Here is a 2,926-nt window from a genome sequence, read left to right on the forward strand (position 1 = left end):
CGCTTGCCGCGCCTGCTGGTGTACGGGCTTGAATACCTTCCTCACCGGCCGCGATCTCGGCCTGGAATGTCGCCTCCCTCTCGGATTGAGATGTCTCCTGCCGCTGCGCCGCTCCGCATGTCGTCGGCGGAGACTTGTCGAGCGGCTTTTCCTCGACCCCTACTTTACTGGCCGCAGGTTCTCTCTGTCCGGCTGCACAGGACAGGGACGGATCCGAGTCCGATGCAAATGAATCGCTCACGTCCTGCGTCTGTGAAGTTCTCGACTTGAAGATCAGTTGGTCGGCATATTGCACGACATGGCAAAGATCGGGCTTCGCCACCTGCGCATCCGCGCCGACAGCCTCCCCTTTTCGACGATTTTCCGGGGTGATGATGCTGGAGTAGAGTAGAACCGGAATGTTGCGCAATTGAGGATGCGTTTTGATTCGTTTCGTCAGGTGGAGGCCGTCCACCTGAGGCATTTCGATATCGGCAATAAGAAGATCACACGGCGGGCGTTGAGTTCCGGGAAAGGCATCGGCGTGCCGGTCGCCGATTTTCTCCTCCAGCCATTCCCAGGCGTGTTTGCCATTTTCGAATACGATCAATTGACAGTAACCACTGGCCAGAAGTGTCTGCTGGATCGCTTCGCGAACCGTGGGCGAGTCTTCCACCAGCACGATGGTCGCTTCATGACGCGGGAACTGCTCCGGATTGTCCACAGCAGCCGTGCGGAAGTATTGACTGGTCACTTCGTCAAGAATCATTTCGAAATCGAGCATGAGAATAAGACGGTCGTCGCAGCGGGCAAGGGCCGTTACCGGTGTTTGAGAGAGATCCCGCCACCCCGGCACGGCCAGCACGTCTTCCCAGCTCAGGCGATGAATCTTTTCCACGCGATCCACCAGAAAAGCCGTTTGCTGCTGATTGAGATCGGTAAGAATTGCGGTCGTCTCTCCTCCCTCGTCGTATCGAAAGACGCCCAGAAAATCTGCCAGTGAAACGCAGGGAACAACCTGGTTTCTCAGTTTGAAAACGCCGCGAATGCTGGGGTGGGCATCCGGTAGATGAGTGATCGCCGGCGCTGGCAGCACCTCCCGAACTTTGGCGACGTTTACTCCGAACACATAGTCTCCCACATCGAAGACGAGGATTTCCAGTTCGTTGGTGCCGCTTTCCAGCAGAATTTCCTTTTCCAGCAGCAAACGGCTTATCTTGCTCATGGGGTTACCTCGTGAAGCAGTCAGGTGGGATAACTGTCGTGTTTTATTGTGCGCTTTGGTGCGTCACCTGTCGGGGCCATATTCTACAGGTAACGAAATATAACTCATAGCGATGCCGAATTTCCGAATCACCGCTTATTTGCAGCTCCCTTCCGCAATTCCTCAACCGCTCCCTCCGACAAATGGGCTCGAGAGGTTCGCGTCCGGTTGTCCGCTGGCACCGGCTTTACCCCCAAACAATCCGCGGGCACGATGATCGGACGTTTTTGGCCAGGATACACCTCGCACGGGTGGGAAACGGCAGGGAACGGTTCACAATAACCTACGTCACACTCGCCACGCGCATGCTCCCGCGAGGCGGCAAGCGCGTTTCCTCGCAGCAGGCCGCTGCCCGCAAATCCGGCGCAATAGGCGTATTTGAACCTCGAACGAAACACCGCATGGACACGTCACGGATGTTCAGCGCGGTTAACCTGAAACCTACCTCCAGTGGCCCTTGATGTTGCATTTCCTAAACACCAGATGACGGGAACAGTACAACGCCTTTTCAGAATGGCTGGTGTCTCCCCTTTTTTGCGCGTGACGATTTCACGCTACTGCCGCGAGAAACTGCTCCACAACAGGCCAGCACATGGTGCGTTTCCCCAAGGACTGCAGGAATGGCAAAGCCATGGCACAGAGTTTGCTCTAATGCTTACTGCGTTGTGTTACGGCGCTGCCTGTTCACACTGGCAAGCCTCGGATTGAGTACGGGCGCTTGCACGGGCGCCCGGCGAACGAATACCGGGTGGCGCGCGACTGCATGCATCCTTGGACGGTTAGCACTGGAGGGTCGACTTTGATGGCACGTTGGCTGGCACATCTGAAGCGGGAAGAGGGTGTTTTGACGTTTGAATGGATCCTTTTGATCACCATTCTCGTCATCGGAATCGTTGGCGGTTTGAGCGCCGTCCGGGATGGATTGATTACCGAATTGGGCGATGTTGTGGAGGCCGTCATCTCGCTTGACCAGTCTTACTTTATCGCCCATCCGTGGGAAATCAAAATCCCCAATTGTGAGGCTGACGGCGCTTCCGGGTCATCCTATCAGGACTCCGCCGGTATGGACCAACGTCGGCTTGCTAACGGTGACCTGATGCAGGATCAAGATCCAATCGGCGATTGCAGTCCCCTTGTGGAGCGACCCTTCTGATCTTCGGGTAGCAGTCAGGGACCTGGCCGTTCGGGCGTCACCGAGCATGGCCACATGGACTCCCTAACACACCGGCGGAGAAAATGCGTCTCGCCAAATCCCGGGTCGGCGACGAAAGCCGACTTTTTGATTGCGCCATCCTCCCTGATTAAGCTGAAAAAAAGGCGGGTGCCAGCGGGCGATTGGATAATACCTTACGGGAGTCGCAACCATGTCGTTTTGTTCCGGCGTCACATGGGCTTGCTTCCTTGTCACGGCGACAGCGTGCTCGAATCTTTCGGCAGGTGGTGGGTATGACACCGCTTGGCATGGAATTCTTGGCGACTCGTGGGCGCCACACCACCTTCCGGCCTGTATTCTCGACCGCGGTCTCCTCCCTTACGAAACGGACATGGTCCCGTATTTCGCCCAGTTTCCCGTGATCATGGTCACTCCCGAAACCGTCCAGCAGTGGGGCCGCCTGGTTTACCGTTCCGATCTCGCCCGCTACGGCGACCAGTGGACCCGCCAAACCTGGTGGAATTACAAAG

Annotated in this window: 3 protein-coding genes; 2 read left to right on the forward strand and 1 reads right to left on the reverse strand. The window is 56.7% G+C overall.

Annotation, left to right across the window (positions count from 1 at the left end; all coding sequences use genetic code 11):
* On the reverse strand, positions 1-1,204 hold a 1,204-nt coding region (locus tag H5U08_RS14550; RefSeq protein WP_297034579.1), incomplete at its 3' end, for a chemotaxis protein.
* Positions 1,205-2,045: 841 nt separating this feature from the next.
* On the opposite strand from H5U08_RS14550, the gene H5U08_RS14555 reads away from it, so the two are divergent.
* Positions 2,046-2,396 carry a hypothetical protein gene (locus H5U08_RS14555; RefSeq protein WP_297034582.1) on the forward strand — a complete coding sequence of 117 codons (351 nt, stop codon included), beginning with the start codon at positions 2,046-2,048 and terminating at the stop codon, positions 2,394-2,396.
* A 211-nt stretch (positions 2,397-2,607) separates the two neighbouring features.
* On the forward strand, positions 2,608-2,926 hold a 319-nt coding region (locus H5U08_RS14560), incomplete at its 3' end, for a hypothetical protein (RefSeq protein WP_297034585.1).

It is taken from the genome of Thermogutta sp. (assembly GCF_014359955.1).
GTDB lineage: Bacteria > Planctomycetota > Planctomycetia > Pirellulales > Thermoguttaceae > Thermogutta.